The organism is Duganella sacchari, assembly GCF_900143065.1.
GTDB classification, from domain to species: Bacteria; Pseudomonadota; Gammaproteobacteria; order Burkholderiales; family Burkholderiaceae_D; genus Rugamonas; species Rugamonas sacchari.
In genome coordinates this window covers 474,025-487,535 of sequence record NZ_FRCX01000004.1, presented here as the reverse complement: position 1 = coordinate 487,535, position 13,511 = coordinate 474,025, and the positions used below count along the sequence as shown (strand labels likewise).

Here is a 13,511-nt window from a genome sequence, read left to right as displayed (position 1 = left end):
CCACTTTCAGAGCCAGGACGTGACCAGCGCGGCCATCGGCAGCACGGGGATCAACGCGTCCACACGGTCAAGCACGCCGCCGTGGCCAGGCAGCAGGTTGCTGCTGTCCTTGATGCCGGCGCGGCGCTTGAGTTGGGATTCAAACAGGTCGCCGATCACCGAAAACATCACGATCACCGCCAGGATCAGCAGCGTCAGGCCCCAGCCGAAGCGCGCGTGCAGCTTGTAGGCGAAAGTGTCCTGCAGCCATGGTGCGGCGCTATCGGCCAGCACCACCGACAGCGCGGCCAGTGCCAGCACGGCAATCGCGCCGCCGATCGCGCCTTCCCAGGACTTGCCCGGCGAGATGGACGGCGCCAGCTTGCGCTTGCCGAAGGCCTTGCCGGAGAAGTAGGCGCCAATATCGGCGATCCACACCAGCACCATCACCGACAGCAGGTAGAGCGGCGAATGCAGGTACAGGCCGACGATCGCAAAGAAAGCGGCAAACAGCGCAAACGTAAACGTGATCGCCAGCGACCAGTTGGCGGCGCCGCCGAGTGGCGGCAGGCCCATGCCCAGCGTCGGCGCATAGCGGATGATCCACAGCAGCGCCGCCACGCCAAACAGCGCGTTGACGGCGCCCGGCTTGGCCGAATACATCAGCGCGACAAACAGCATACCGCCGACGAAGCCGGCCACGCGGGCCTTGCTCTCGCTGAGGCCAAACAGGCGCGCGCCCTCCCACACGGCGGCGCCGACAAACAGCGTCACCACCAGCGCAAAGGCAGGGAAATAGTTGAAGAACAGGACCGGCAGCAGCACCGCCAGCAAGACCACAGCGGTAATAATCCTCGTTTTCAGCATCAGCTTGTCTTTTCAGCCAGTTGCGCACCGGTGCGGCCAAAACGCCGTTCGCGGTGCTGGTAGGAGGCGATCGCCTCGTCGAGACACCCGGCGGAAAAGTCCGGCCAGTAGGTGTCGGTGAAGAACAGTTCGGTGTAAGCGAGCTGCCACAGCAGGAAATTGGAGATGCGCTGCTCACCGCCGGTGCGGATGAACAGGTCGGGCTCGGGCGCATAGGCCATGGCCAGGTGGGGCGCCAGCTGCTCTTCGGAGAAATCGCTCACGCCAGGATGGGCTTTGACCATCTGGCCGACGGCCTGCATCACGTCCCAGCGGCCGCCGTAGTTGAAGCACACGGTCAGCGTCATGCGGGTGTTGGCGGCGGTCTTGCGCTCGGCGGCGGCGATCATGCTTTGCAGCTTGTCGTCGGCGCGGCTGAGGTCGCCCACCACGCGCAGGCGGATGTTGTTGGCGTGCAGTTTGGAGACTTCGCGTTCCAGCGCCGTCACGAACAGGCGCATCAGCAGCGACACTTCTTCTTCCGGGCGACGCCAGTTTTCCGAGCTGAAGGCAAACAGGGTCAGGTACTCGACGCCGCGGCGGGCGCAGGATTCAACCACGGTACGCACGGCTTCCACGCCTTTGACGTGTCCTGCCACGCGCGGCAGAAAGCGCTTGGTGGCCCAGCGGCCGTTGCCGTCCATGATGATGGCCACATGGCGTGGCACGGCAGGCGCGTCTGGTACCTCGGTAGTCGAACTCGTATATTTCATGAAAACTTTGGTGCCAAAGTATAAAGTATTGCAGGTGTGGCTTAAAAAGACAAGACGCCAGTCAACCGGACGCAGCACCCGGCCCTTGCGGACCGGGTGCTGCGTCAGCTGCTGGCGCCGACGGGATTAAACCGTCAGGATCTCTTTTTCCTTCTCGCCCACCATCTTGTCGATGTCGACAATGAACTTGTCGGTCAGCTTCTGCACTTCATCGGTGCCACGACGCTCGTCGTCTTCCGAGATGGCTTTATCCTTGACCAGCTTTTTCAGGCCTTCATTGGCATCGCGGCGGATGTTGCGCACGGCAACCTTGGCATCTTCCGCTTCGCCCTTGGCCAGCTTGACCATTTCCTTGCGGCGCTCTTCGGTCAGGGCCGGGGTCGGTACGCGGATCACGTCGCCCTGGGCGGCCGGGTTCAGGCCCAGGTCGGCGTCGCGGATGGCTTTCTCGATGGCGGCTGCCATCTTTTTCTCGAATGGCTGCACACCGATGGTACGCGCATCGACCAGGGTCAGGTTGGCCACCTGGTTGATCGGGGTCGGGTTACCGTAGTAATCCACCATCACGTGATCGAGGATGCCGGTGTGGGCGCGGCCGGTACGGACTTTGGCCAGGTCACCACGCAGGGTTTCCAGCGATTTGGTCATGCGGTCTTGGGCACTCTTTTTAACGTCAGCTACAGACATTGCTGCTCTCCTGTTATTTCTAGATTAAACGTGAACCAGTGTACCTTCATCCTCGCCCATGATGACGCGCATCAGCGCGCCCGGCTTGGTGATGGAGAACACCTTGATCGGCAGTTTCTGGTCGCGGCACAGCGCGAAGGCGGTGGCGTCCATGACTTGCAGGTGCTTGGCGATCGCTTCGTCGAAAGTGATCGAGCGATACAGCGTGGCGTTCGGGTCTTTCTTTGGATCGGCAGTGTACACGCCATCCACCTTGGTGGCTTTCAGCACGATCTCCGCACTCACTTCCGAACCGCGCAGCGAGGCAGCGGTGTCGGTGGTGAAGAACGGGTTGCCGGTGCCGGCCGCAAACACCACGACCTTGCCTTCTTCCAGGTACTGCAGCGCTTTCGGGCGCACATATGGCTCGACGACCTGCTCGATGCCGATGGCGGACATCACACGCGCGGTAATGCCGACATGGCGCATGGCGTCGGCCAGGGCCAGCGCGTTCATCACGGTGGCCAGCATACCCATGTAGTCGGCGGTGGCGCGGTCCATGCCCTGCGCACCGGGCGCGACGCCACGGAAGATATTGCCGCCGCCAATGACGATCGCCAGTTCCACGCCCAGTTTCGCGACTTCGGCCACATCGGCCACCATCCGCTCGATCGTGCCACGGTTGATGCCGTAAGGATCATCCCCCATCAGGGCTTCGCCGGATAACTTGAGGAGTACGCGCTTGTAGGCTGGTTTGGACATGAGACGGGGCTCCTATTGATTGGGTTGTACGGGGTGAGGCTTGCCGGCGCTTATGATACCTCGCCCAACGCCGGGCACTGCTGCGGGCTTAAAAAAACGGGCCTCTCGGCCCGTTTTCTTGATTACGCTTTGTTAGCGGCCATTTGAGCGGCCACTTCAGCTGCGAAGTCGTCTACTTTCTTCTCGATACCTTCGCCTACCACGTACATGGTGAAGGCTTTGATGGTGGTCGATTTTTCTTTCAGCATCTGTTCGATCGACTGTTTGTCGTTCTTCACGAATGCCTGGTTCAGCAGCGATACTTCTTTCAGGTACTTCTGTACCGAACCTTCCAGACGCTTGGCGACGATGTCGGCAGGCTGGGCTGGTTTGCCGGCGGCGATGGCAGCAGCTGCATCTTCATCGGCTTTCAGTTTTGCTACCGAACGCTCTTTTTCGATCAGTTCTGCAGGTACCTGGTCAGCCGACAGCGACACTGGTTTCATTGCAGCGATGTGCATTGCCACATCTTTACCAACCTGCTCGTCCGCGCCTTCGAACTCGACGATCACGCCGATACGGGTGCCGTGCAGGTACGATGCCAGTTTGCCGGTGGTTTCAAAGCGCTGGAAGCGGCGGATGGTCATGTTCTCGCCGATCTTGCCGATCAGGGCCGAGCGCACTTCGTCCAGGGTCTGGCCGTTGCCAGCTGGCAGGGCCAGCAGGGCTTCAACGGTGGCTGGATTGTGTTCAGCCACCAGCTTGGCGGCGGTGTTCGACAGGGCCAGGAAATCGTCGTTTTTCGCAACGAAGTCGGTTTCCGAGTTCACTTCCACCAGCGCGCCGACGCCGCCAGCGATGTAGGTCGCTACCACGCCTTCAGCGGTGATACGTGCCGACGCTTTCGATGCCTTGCCGCCCAGCTTGACGCGCAGGATCTCTTCCGCACGGGCCAGATCGCCTTCGGCTTCGGTCAGTGCTTTTTTGCATTCCATCATCGGCGCGTCAGTTTTCGCGCGCAGTTCGCCTACCATTGCTGCAGTAATCGCTGCCATGTGTTTCTCCTGTTAATTCGGTAATTCGGAATTCGGTGGGATGGTGAGCGGCGAGTTGATTAACTTCGCTCCAACCATTTACGTTAAAAAAAAGGGGGAGCTGTTGGCCACCCCTTTTTCCTTACAGCCTATCAGGAACGATTAAGCCTGTTCGCTGACTTCGACGTATTCGTCGCCGGCTGCGGTTTTGATCGCCTCGACTACGTCAGCACCAGCAGCTGCACGGCCTTCCAGGATCGCATCTGCAACGCCACGGGCGTACAGCGTGATTGCTTTCGAGGAGTCGTCGTTACCAGGGATAACGTACTGCACGCCTTCTGGCGAGTGGTTGGTATCGACCACGCCGATGACTGGGATGCCCAGTTTAGCGGCTTCGGTGATAGCGCCTTTATGGTAGCCAACGTCAACGACGAAGATTGCGTCAGGAACGCCGCCCATGTCTTTGATGCCGCCGATCGATTTTTGCAGCTTGACGATTTCGCGTTGGAACATCAGCGCTTCTTTTTTCGACAGCTTCTCTACCGAACCGTCTTGCACAGCGGCTTCCATGTCTTTCAGACGCTTGATCGAGGTTTTGATGGTTTTGAAGTTGGTCAGCATGCCGCCCAGCCAACGCTGGTCAACATAAGGAACGCCTGCGCGCTGGGCTTCGGCAGCAATGATATCGCGAGCTTGACGCTTGGTGCCCACCATCAGGATGGTGCCACGGGAAGCGGCGACTTGCTTAACATGCTTCATCGCTTCTTGATACATAGCCATCGTCTTTTCCAGATTGATGATATGGATCTTGTTGCGGTGACCGAAGATGAACGGCGCCATCTTTGGGTTCCAGAAACGGGTTTGGTGGCCGAAGTGGATACCGGCTTCCAGCATTTCGCGCATAGTTACGGACATAATTTTGCTCCAGGGTTAGATCTGGAATCCGACCAGTCACCTTAGCGATTGCCAGGCACCCTTGTCGATCGGATTCGCGTGTTTAAATTAACGAAAATTACAACATTGCTTAAACCAAATTCAAGCAACCCGAGATTCTACCTCATAAACAGGCACTTAATCAAGCACTACCCTCTATGGAAGCGCCCTGCTATCGTGCTGAAAGCGTGACGCCCACGCCACATTCTGGTGCACCAAAATAACGCATAGAACAAATAAATTCCTCTCGGCATGTCCATAGCTGCAAAAAATGTAATATCATTCAGGATACCTTAGTTTCAATTAATTAACTTTCGCCGCGCCCAACCCCTGCGATAGCGTTCAGCCTGAGAGATCAATCATGCCCTTACTGCTAGCTGTCACACTGGCCGCCGCCATCCAGCCCAACTGCTCCTGGGATCATCCCGGCCGCAACCCATACACCGGCAGCACCGCTGCCGCCATCGACCGCTATACCGACATTCCCGCCGCGGTACGCACGACGCTGAAGCGCCGCATGGAAGAAGGCCAGTCTGATGACAAAGTCAGCATCACACGCGACCATATCGCCGGCAAATACCAGTACGACACGGCGATCCGCGACATGCATTTCGGCAAGGCCTCCGTCTGCGCGACGGTCACGCGCGATAAATGGACGGAAAGCCGCAACGAACCGGGCGCCGTCTACTGTGTAGGCGAACATTGCATTCTGGTGCCGCGCATCTGCGGCAACGTTAGCCGCATCACCCGCACCGCGTCCGGCACGGCAACCGCAGACCGCCGAAAACCAGCCACTTCCGGCACCGACGAAAAAGCCGCCGAACTCGGCGCTCCGGTCACACTGGCGGACCTCGGCCTGATTGATGCGCCATCACGCGAAGACATCGCCCTGGACCAGCCCGACGAAGCAATGCGTCAGGCCAATCAGCAACACGCCATGGACCGGATTGCCGGGATTTTTACGGAGGAAGAGCTGGCCGAAGCGGCCGACGCCAGCCGCTATGGCGCATTCGGCCGTCACCATGATTTCGACACGGATGATGACCTGCTGCAGCCCGCCGCCCCCGTACCGGAAGCCGACACCTGGGCCATGCTGCTGGCCGGCCTGGGCCTGCTGAGCTGGCAGGCCCGCCGCCGCGCCCGCAAGACTGCGGCCGCCGTCGCCGAATAAGCACCTGCGCGACCACCCCGCCGTCGTTTATAATTTCGACATATTGCACGCCACGCGCTGCTCGCCCCACCGCGAGCGCGCCGGGCGTGTTCACCGTTTACTTTGCAGATTGCGATCCAATATGTCTATTTCCATCAAAACCGCCGAAGATATCGAAGGCATGCGCGTTGCCGGCCGCCTGGGCTCGGAAGTGCTGGACTACATCACCCCCTTCGTCAAGCCGGGCGTCACCACCGGCGAGCTGGACCGCCTGTGCCACGAATACATGGTCAACGTCCAGGGCACCATCCCGGCCCCGCTGAACTATTGCCCGCCCGGCTACACGCCCTACCCGAAAGCCATCTGCACCTCGGTCAACGATGTGATCTGCCACGGCATCCCGGGCGATAAAGTGCTCAAGAACGGCGATGTGGTCAACCTCGACATCACCGTCATCAAGGATGGCTACCACGGCGACAACAGCCGCATGTTCTTCATCGGCGAGCCGTCGATCATGGCCAAGCGCCTGTCCGACGTCACCTACGAATGCATGTGGCTGGGCATCCAGCAAGTCAAGCCGGGCGCCTTCCTGGGCGATATCGGCCACGCCATCCAGCAGCATGCCGAAAAAGCCGGCTACAGCGTGGTGCGCGAATTCTGCGGCCACGGCATCGGCAAGGTGTTCCACGAAGAGCCGCAAGTGCTGCACTACGGCCGTCCGGGCACCGGCGTCAAGCTGGAAACCGGCATGATCTTCACGATTGAGCCGATGATTAACGCCGGCCGCCGCGAAATCCGCGAAATGGGCGACGGCTGGACCATCAAGACCAAGGACCGCAGCCTGTCGGCCCAGTGGGAACACATGATCCTGGTGACCGACACCGGCTACGAAGTGCTGACGCTGTCGGCCGGCAGCCCGCCGCCGCCCGCGTTTGTGACCGGCGGCGCCGCCAAGGCAGCATAAGCCGTGAACACGGCCGTGATGAAGAAGGAACTGCGCGAACAGCTCAAGCGCCAGCTCAAGGCTGACCGTCAGGTCGTGATCGCCGCCTTCAAGGAAGACGGCAAGCCGGAAAAGCTGCTGCGCAGCCTGCGCCAGAGCGTCGACGCCGTCCTCACCACGGCCTGGCACGCGGCCGGCCTGCCCGAAAACACGGCACTGATTGGCGTCGGCGGCTACGGCCGCGGCGAGCTGTTCCCGTATTCCGACGTTGACCTGCTGATCCTGCTGGAGCAGTCGCCCGACGCCGCCACCACGGAAAAACTCGAAGAACTGGTGCAGCTGCTGTGGGACCTGGGCCTGGAAATCGGCCACAGCATCCGCACCGTGGACGAGTGCCTGACCGAATCCGCCGCCGATATCACGGTCCAGACCAGCCTGCTTGAAGCGCGCATCATCTGCGGCGACGAGCAACTGTTCCAGCAGCTGGAGGCGCGCTATGCGGCTGCCATGGACCCGCGCGCCTTCTTCCACGCCAAGCTGCTGGAGATGCGCCAGCGCCACGCCAAGTACGAAGACACGGCCTTCAGCCTGGAGCCCAACTGCAAGGAAAGCCCGGGCGGCCTGCGCGACCTGCAGGTGATCCTGTGGCTGGTCAAAGCCTCCGGCCTGGCCAACTCGTGGCGCACGCTGGCCACCAGCGGCCTGATTACCCAGACCGAAGCCAAGCAGCTCATGGAAAAAGAGCGCGCCTTCAAGGACATCCGCGTACGCCTGCACCTGCACGCCGGCCGCCGCGAAGACCGCCTGGTGTTTGACGTGCAGACCGCGATTGCCGAATCGCTGGGCCTGACCGCCACCGGCAGCGGCGTCCACATGCGCCGCGCCAGCGAATACCTGATGCAGCGCTACTACTGGGCCGCCAAGACCGTCACCCAGCTCAACACCATCCTGCTGCAGAATATCGAAGAGCGATTGTTCCCGAAATCCGGCGAAGCAGTGCGCATCAACGAGCGCTTCAACGACGTCAACGGCCTGATCGACATTGCCGACGACGACACCTTCGAGAAGAATCCGTCGGCCATGCTGGAAATTTTCCTGCTCATGACCGAGCGCCCTTCGCTCAAGGGCATGACGGCGCGCGCCACCCGCGCGCTGTGGCACGAGCGCTTCCAGATCGATGCTGCGTTCCGCGCCGATCCGGTCAACCGCTCGCTATTCCTGCGCATCATGCAGGCGCCGGTCGGCATCATCCATGCGCTGCGCCGCATGAACGACCTGTCCATCCTGGGCCGCTACCTGCCCAACTTCCGCAAGATCGTTGGCCAGATGCAGCACGACCTGTTCCACGTCTACACGGTGGACCAGCACATCCTGATGGTAGTGCGCAATATGCGCCGCTTCACCATGGCCGAGCACGCGCACGAATACCCGTTCTGCAGCCAGCTCATGGCCAACTCGCCGCAGCCGTGGGTGCTATACCTGGCCGCGCTATTCCATGACATCGCCAAGGGCCGCGGCGGCGACCATTCCAAGCTCGGCATGGCCGACGCCGAACAGTTCTGCCGCGAACACGGCATGAGCGACGAGGATACCAAACTGGTGATCTTCCTGGTCGAGAACCACCTGACCATGTCGCAGGTCGCGCAAAAGCAGGACCTGTCCGATCCCGATGTGATCCAGGCCTTTGCCAAGCTGGTGGGCGACGAGCGCCACCTGACCAGCCTGTACCTGCTGACCGTGGCCGACATCCGTGGCACCAGCCCGAAAGTCTGGAACGCGTGGAAAGCCAAGCTGCTCGAAGACCTGTACAAGATCACGCTGCGCGTGCTGGGCGGCGAACCGCACAGCGCTGACAACGAGCTGCGCAACCGCCAGCAGGAAGCCCTGGCCACGCTGCGCCTGTACGGTCTGGCGCCGGACGCGCACGAAGCGTTCTGGAAGCAGCTCGACGTCGCCTATTTCCTGCGCCACGACGCCTCCGACATCGCCTGGCAGACGCGCGCGCTGTACGAGCGCTTCAACAGCGAGCAGCCGGTGGTCAAATGCCGCCTGGCGCCGATCGGCGAGGGCTTGCAGATTGCCGTCTACATCAAGGACCAGCCGGATCTGTTCGCGCGCATCTGCAGCTATTTCGACCGCAAGAACTTCTCCATCCTGGACGCCAAGATCCACACCACGCGCCACGGCTATGCGCTGGACACCTTCCTGGTCACCGAGCAGAACTTCGCCAAGAACTACCGCGACATCATCAGCCTCATCGAGCACGAGCTGTGCGCGCTGCTGACCACGCCGGAAGCCCTGCCCGCGCCCAGCAAAGGCCGCTTGTCGCGCCTGTCGCGCACCTTCCCGATCCAGCCGACGGTGGACCTGCGCCCGGACGAACGGGGCCAGTACTACCTGCTGTCGGTCGCGGCCAACGACCGCACCGGCCTGCTGTACTCGATCGCCAATGTGCTGACCAAGTACAAAATCAACCTGCACACGGCCAAGGTCATGACCCTGGGCGAGCGCGTGGAAGATGTATTCCTCATCGACGGTGCGGCGCTCAGCAACGCCCGCAACCAGATCCAGCTGGAAACCGATCTGCTGGACGCCATCAAGGTATAAACTGTTTTTATCCAATACGAGCATCATCATCATGTCTGAAGAATTACTCCGCCTGTCCAAACGCATGTCCGAACTGGGCCTGTGCTCGCGCCGTGAAGCCGACGAGTGGATCGCGCGCGGCTGGGTTCGCGTCGACGGCAACGTCGTCTCCGAACTCGGCACCAAGATTTACCCGAGCCAGAAAGTCACCGTGGAACGCCAGGCTGCCGCTGAGCAATCCAAGCGCGTGACCATCCTGATCAATAAACCGATGGGCTACGTCAGTGGCCAGGCCGAGGATGGCTACCAGCCAGCCGTGGTGCTGGTGAAGCCGGAAAACCGCTGGCCCGACGATCCGTCACCGGAAATGTTCCATCCGACGCAATTGCGTTCGCTGGTACCGGCCGGCCGCCTGGACATCGACTCCGTCGGCCTGCTGGTGCTGACACAGGATGGCCGCGTCGCCAAGCACCTGATCGGCGAAACCACCGACGTCGACAAGGAATACCTGGTGCGCGTCGAATACACCAAACCAGGCAAGCTGCCCGACAGCGACCTGAAAAAGCTGAACCACGGCCTGTGGATGGATGGCAAGCCGCTGTTGCCGGCCAAGGTGCGCTGGCAAAACGACGACCAGCTCAGCTTCACGCTACGCGAAGGCAAGAAGCGCCAGATCCGCCGCATGTGCGACATGGTCGGCCTGAAAGTTGTTGGTTTGAAACGAGTTCGCATCGGCAAAGTGAAACTGGGTGATCTTCCCGTGGGGCAATGGCGCTATTTGCGCCCGGATGAGCGCTTCTAAGCCACAAGTACCTAAATTTTCTTGCCTTTTTGCAAGCCAAAATAGCGAATCCGCTGTAAACTGCGTAGATCGACCTCGCATTGTAGAAGTCATTATCAAAGAGATATGCCGTCGTGAACGATCCAATACCAAATGAATTTCGTCGCCCGGCTCCCACCCTAAAAGACGCTGTGGAGCCAATTGCGGCGGGTTCGAACCCGCACGACATGACCGATGAACATGACATCGGTGATGCCCTGACTTTCCTTGCCGATTCCGGCGAGCCGGTCTCCATTTACCCGTCGTCCGCCACCAATGTGGTAATGGCGCGGATCAAATCGGTCGATCCGGAAAATCCCTACTTTGTGGTGGAGCTCAATGAAGGCGAATTCCTGCCGCCGGGCGACGCGGTGTTTGTCGCCTGGATGCGTTCGTCCAAGATCCAGTTCAAGCTGTCTTCCGACACCTGGTCCACGCTGCCCGAGCAGCCGACCATGCTGCCGCTGGAATTCCCGCTCAAGTGCAATGTGCTGAACCGCCGTGCTTCCACGCGCCTGGAAACGCCGCTGGGCGTGTACTACATGGCGTCCTTCGTCATGAACGGCAAGCCCTACGAGCTGCAGCTGTACGATTTCTCCGCTGGCGGCGTCGGCATGCGCGCCGCACCGCGCGACGCGGTCGGCCTGCATGTGGGCAAAAAGCTGCAGCGCGTGCGCCTGGAACTGGGACCGGACTCGGTGATGATCGCCGACCTGGAAGTACGCCTGTCGCGCACCTTCCGCTCCTTCCTGCTGGGCGAGCAGGTGCAGATCGGCTGCCAGTTCATCAATCTGTCGCCCATGATGGAAGAAGAACTCAAGCGCCTGCTCGACAAGCTGAACTCCAACAAATACCGTTGATCGGCTAACAGAGCAGCACGCCGGCCCATGCCATAATCAGCGCATGGACAAAGAAAAGGAATTACAACGTTCCAAGCGTCTGGCCCTGTCGCTGCTGGCGGCAGCGGCAGCCATGTTCATCATCACCTCGCTGCTGCCGCGCGGCTTCTGGATCGATGGTGTGCGCGCCATCGCGGAAGCGGCCATGGTGGGCGCGCTGGCCGACTGGTTTGCCGTCGTGGCGCTGTTCCGCAAAGTCCCCATCCCGTTCGTCTCGCGCCACACGGCCATCATCCCCAACAACAAGAACCGCATCGCCGACAACCTGGCCGGCTTTGTCGAGGACAAATTCCTCAAGTCCGAATCGCTGGCCGCCGTGATCCTCAAGTCCGATCCCGCCACCAACGTGGCCGAGTGGCTCAAGACGCCGGCCAACCGCAACTACCTGGCCGCACAACTGGCCAGGCTGGTGCCGGAAATCCTGGCCACGGCCGACGATGCGCGCATCCAGCAGCTGCTGCGCGACGCGCTGCACGCGGCCATCGGCAAACTGGATATGGCGCCCTCGCTGGGCACCGTGATCGCCAGCCTGACCAGGGAAGGCCGCCACCAGGAGCTGCTGGACGACGGCATGCGCGCGCTGATTGGCCTGTTGAACCGCCCGGCCACGCGCCAGGTGATGGCGGAACTGATTACCAGCTGGCTCAAACGCGAGCATGCCGCCATGGAGCTGGTGCTGCCGACCGGCTGGATCAGCGAGAACGGCGCCACCATGATCGCCAATACGCTCAACAACATCATGGAAAACGTCGCCGCCGACAAGGACCACAAGCTGCGCGCACGGTTTGACGAGATGGTGCAGGCCTTCGTGCTGCGGCTGCAGTCCGATCCCGCCTTTATCGCCAAGGGCGATGAGTTCCAGCGCTACCTGCGCGACAGCGAGACCTTTAACCGCTACACCAAGGACTTGTGGATCAGCGTGCGCGACTGGATCCGCGCCGACATTGCAGCCGAAGACTCGCGCCTGAGCACCGGCGTACAGCAAGCCAGCGCCTGGCTCAGCGAGGAACTGCTGGCGCATCCCGATATCCGGGCGTCGCTCAACCAGCACCTGGCCGGCATGGCGCGCACACTGGCGCCGGCGTTTTCCAGCTTCCTCACGCGCCACATCAGCGATACCGTCAAGGCCTGGGACAACCAGGACATGTCACGCCAGATCGAACTGAATATCGGCAAAGACCTGCAATTCATCCGCGTCAACGGCACGCTGGTGGGCGGCATGATAGGGCTGCTGCTCTATCTGAGTGCGCAGGCGATGGAGTGGCTGGCGCGCTGACTATCATGTTAGGATAGGTCTGTTTTCGCTTCCGCCCCCCATCTCAGACAGCAGCGTGCGTAAATCCTGGCTTACCTTGGTCATCCCCGCGATATGCGCCACAGCGCAAGGGGCCGATATTCCCGTCACCATTTACGCCGACGCCGGCTATCCGCCCTACTCCTACGAAAAAGACGGCAAGCCGGTTGGCCTGTATTACGACATCGTGCGCGCCGCCTTCGGCCATATGCACGGCTATAAAATCGAGGTACAAACCGTGCCATGGAAGCGCGGCATGGCCCTGCTCAAATCAGGCACCGGCTTTGCGCTCTACCCGCCCTACATGAACGTCAAGGACGAGCCGTGGACCTGGCCTTATTCGCAGCCGCTGTATGAGGAACACGTGGTCGCCTACTGCCGCAAGGATGTCATCGCCGCCAAACCGCGCAAGCGCTGGCCGCAGGACTTCTATGGCCTCACCATCGGCAACAACGCCGGCTTCATCATCGGCGGCGAGGAGTTCGACAAGGCCGTCCAGGCCCGCAAGCTGCGCATCGAGGAAGGCAAGGACAGCGAAACCAACATCATCAAGCTAGGCTTGAAGCGCACCGACTGCTACATCAATGACCGTGTCTCCATCCAGTGGACCATCAACCAGCTCAAGGCGGAACACAAATACGATGAAGGCGGCGCCCACGCCGAACTGGCGGAAGCCATACAGATCGGCAGCAATCAGGCCTACCTCGGCTACACCAGCCGTGACAACGGCCGCTATGCGTTCAAACCCGATTTCGTCAGGCAGTTTGACGCCGCCATCCTGCAAATGAAGCGCAGCGGCGAAATGGACAACGTCATCCGCAACTTCTTCAAGCCGCATTAACTCCCC

At 60.9% G+C, this 13,511-nt stretch carries 13 protein-coding genes; 7 read left to right on the top strand and 6 right to left on the bottom strand.

The features are described from left to right. Positions 1–6: 6 nt before the first annotated feature. The 6 genes from BUA36_RS11295 to rpsB all read right to left on the bottom strand — a co-directional run bounded on the left by BUA36_RS11295 (position 7) and on the right by rpsB (position 4,954). Positions 7–846 carry a phosphatidate cytidylyltransferase gene (locus tag BUA36_RS11295; RefSeq protein ID WP_072784453.1) on the bottom strand — a complete coding sequence of 280 codons (840 nt, stop codon included), beginning with the start codon at positions 844–846 and terminating at the stop codon, positions 7–9. Further along, the gene (uppS, locus tag BUA36_RS11290; RefSeq protein WP_072784452.1) at positions 846–1,598 is read right to left on the bottom strand and encodes a polyprenyl diphosphate synthase; all 753 of its coding nucleotides are present in this window, start codon (positions 1,596–1,598) and stop codon (positions 846–848) included. The genes BUA36_RS11295 and uppS overlap by 1 nt, the downstream gene beginning before the upstream one ends. Before the next feature lie 126 nt (positions 1,599–1,724). Then, the gene (gene frr / locus BUA36_RS11285) at positions 1,725–2,285 is read right to left on the bottom strand and encodes a ribosome recycling factor (RefSeq protein WP_072784451.1); all 561 of its coding nucleotides are present in this window, start codon (positions 2,283–2,285) and stop codon (positions 1,725–1,727) included. A 24-nt stretch (positions 2,286–2,309) separates the two neighbouring features. Then, positions 2,310–3,026: a UMP kinase gene (gene pyrH, locus BUA36_RS11280; RefSeq protein WP_072784450.1), complete on the bottom strand. Its 717-nt coding sequence runs from the start codon at positions 3,024–3,026 to the stop codon at positions 2,310–2,312. 122 nt (positions 3,027–3,148) lie between these two features. After that, entirely contained in the window at positions 3,149–4,060 is a 912-nt protein-coding gene (gene tsf, locus BUA36_RS11275; protein ID WP_072784449.1) for a translation elongation factor Ts, read from the bottom strand. Positions 4,061–4,201: 141 nt separating this feature from the next. Next, positions 4,202–4,954 carry a 30S ribosomal protein S2 gene (rpsB, locus tag BUA36_RS11270; RefSeq protein WP_072784448.1) on the bottom strand — a complete coding sequence of 251 codons (753 nt, stop codon included), beginning with the start codon at positions 4,952–4,954 and terminating at the stop codon, positions 4,202–4,204. A gap of 379 nt (positions 4,955–5,333) precedes the next feature. Between rpsB and BUA36_RS11265 the strand changes: the two genes are divergently transcribed. The 7 genes from BUA36_RS11265 to BUA36_RS11235 all read left to right on the top strand — a co-directional run bounded on the left by BUA36_RS11265 (position 5,334) and on the right by BUA36_RS11235 (position 13,505). Continuing rightward, on the top strand, positions 5,334–6,143 hold the full coding sequence (locus BUA36_RS11265; RefSeq protein ID WP_072784447.1) for an MHFG family PEP-CTERM protein: 810 nt from the start codon (positions 5,334–5,336) through the stop codon (positions 6,141–6,143). Positions 6,144–6,264: 121 nt separating this feature from the next. Next, a complete protein-coding gene (gene map / locus BUA36_RS11260; protein ID WP_072784446.1) occupies positions 6,265–7,086 on the top strand; it encodes a type I methionyl aminopeptidase in 822 nt (273 codons plus the stop codon). An 18-nt stretch (positions 7,087–7,104) separates the two neighbouring features. After that, the gene (locus BUA36_RS11255; protein WP_072784445.1) at positions 7,105–9,672 is read left to right on the top strand and encodes a [protein-PII] uridylyltransferase; all 2,568 of its coding nucleotides are present in this window, start codon (positions 7,105–7,107) and stop codon (positions 9,670–9,672) included. A 31-nt stretch (positions 9,673–9,703) separates the two neighbouring features. After that, positions 9,704–10,453, top strand: a complete 750-nt coding sequence (locus BUA36_RS11250) for a pseudouridine synthase (protein ID WP_084560102.1) — start codon at positions 9,704–9,706, stop codon at positions 10,451–10,453. Positions 10,454–10,659: 206 nt separating this feature from the next. Then, positions 10,660–11,331 (top strand): flagellar brake protein, encoded by a 672-nt coding sequence (locus BUA36_RS11245; RefSeq protein ID WP_072784443.1) that lies wholly within the window; start codon positions 10,660–10,662, stop codon positions 11,329–11,331. A gap of 43 nt (positions 11,332–11,374) precedes the next feature. Continuing rightward, complete coding sequence (locus BUA36_RS11240; protein WP_072784441.1) at positions 11,375–12,646, top strand: DUF445 domain-containing protein; 1,272 nt, start codon at positions 11,375–11,377, stop codon at positions 12,644–12,646. Positions 12,647–12,701: 55 nt separating this feature from the next. Further along, entirely contained in the window at positions 12,702–13,505 is an 804-nt protein-coding gene (locus BUA36_RS11235; RefSeq protein WP_072784439.1) for a substrate-binding periplasmic protein, read from the top strand. Positions 13,506–13,511 lie beyond the last annotated feature (6 nt).

Bases quoted from the DNA above. Each gene is read 5' to 3' on its own strand.
- BUA36_RS11255 (WP_072784445.1), top strand. From the start codon at position 7,105: ATGAAGAAGGAACTGCGCGAACAGCTCAAGCGCCAGCTCAAGGCTGAC.
- BUA36_RS11250 (WP_084560102.1), top strand. From the start codon at position 9,704: ATGTCTGAAGAATTACTCCGCCTGTCCAAACGCATGTCCGAACTGGGC.
- BUA36_RS11245 (WP_072784443.1), top strand. From the start codon at position 10,660: ATGACCGATGAACATGACATCGGTGATGCCCTGACTTTCCTTGCCGAT.
- pyrH (WP_072784450.1), bottom strand. From the start codon at position 3,026: ATGTCCAAACCAGCCTACAAGCGCGTACTCCTCAAGTTATCCGGCGAA.
- tsf (WP_072784449.1), bottom strand. From the start codon at position 4,060: ATGGCAGCGATTACTGCAGCAATGGTAGGCGAACTGCGCGCGAAAACT.
- BUA36_RS11240 (WP_072784441.1), top strand. From the start codon at position 11,375: ATGGACAAAGAAAAGGAATTACAACGTTCCAAGCGTCTGGCCCTGTCG.
- rpsB (WP_072784448.1), bottom strand. From the start codon at position 4,954: ATGTCCGTAACTATGCGCGAAATGCTGGAAGCCGGTATCCACTTCGGC.
- BUA36_RS11295 (WP_072784453.1), bottom strand. From the start codon at position 846: ATGCTGAAAACGAGGATTATTACCGCTGTGGTCTTGCTGGCGGTGCTG.
- uppS (WP_072784452.1), bottom strand. From the start codon at position 1,598: ATGAAATATACGAGTTCGACTACCGAGGTACCAGACGCGCCTGCCGTG.
- map (WP_072784446.1), top strand. From the start codon at position 6,265: ATGTCTATTTCCATCAAAACCGCCGAAGATATCGAAGGCATGCGCGTT.
- frr (WP_072784451.1), bottom strand. From the start codon at position 2,285: ATGTCTGTAGCTGACGTTAAAAAGAGTGCCCAAGACCGCATGACCAAA.
- BUA36_RS11265 (WP_072784447.1), top strand. From the start codon at position 5,334: ATGCCCTTACTGCTAGCTGTCACACTGGCCGCCGCCATCCAGCCCAAC.